A 513-nucleotide genomic window follows, 5' to 3' on the forward strand; every position below is an offset into this window, starting at 1 on the left:
AGTTGTATTTAGCCCATCAACAAGGTGCAGGAGGAGCCGCGCGTCTTTTGCAAAATCCCCATGCCAATGCGGCGCAAATTGTTGGGAGCAATGCGGTTGGCTTGAATGGTTGAAACAACGCTATGCGTGCAAGTGATTTTGTCAACCGCGTGTTACAAATGCATGGGGGCCAGCCTTATAGAGCAAGCCCTATAGCACAGGGTGGTTTTGGCAATAGAGACAACTTACTCGAAGTTTTAAGGGCATTATTAGCATCACAATTAGCATCACAAGAAGAGGCTTCGGAAGAAGAAGAGAGTGATGTCGATGACACCCCTTTCATGCCGCCCTTCATGCGGGCATTTTACGGACCATTTTCCCGAAATTAGGATTGATGAGAGATGTCAACGATTTATGATTGGTCGCTTAGAGCGGCGGATAATACGCGTTCTGATAATTTGATTGATTGGTCCGAAGGACAGTATCCTAGCAGTGTGAATACGAGCGCCCGTGTGATGATGCAGCGCGTAAAGG

At 47.6% G+C, this 513-nt stretch carries 2 pseudogenes; both read left to right on the forward strand.

Annotated elements, in window-relative coordinates:
• Positions 1–368: pseudogene (locus ACFINL_RS09950) on the forward strand (lytic transglycosylase); the annotation flags it as partial.
• A gap of 12 nt (positions 369–380) precedes the next feature.
• Positions 381–513 (forward strand): annotated as a pseudogene (locus tag ACFINL_RS09955) (phage tail protein); the annotation flags it as partial.

This window comes from Bartonella sp. AA78NXGY, from assembly GCF_042197005.1.
GTDB lineage: Bacteria > Pseudomonadota > Alphaproteobacteria > Rhizobiales > Rhizobiaceae > Bartonella.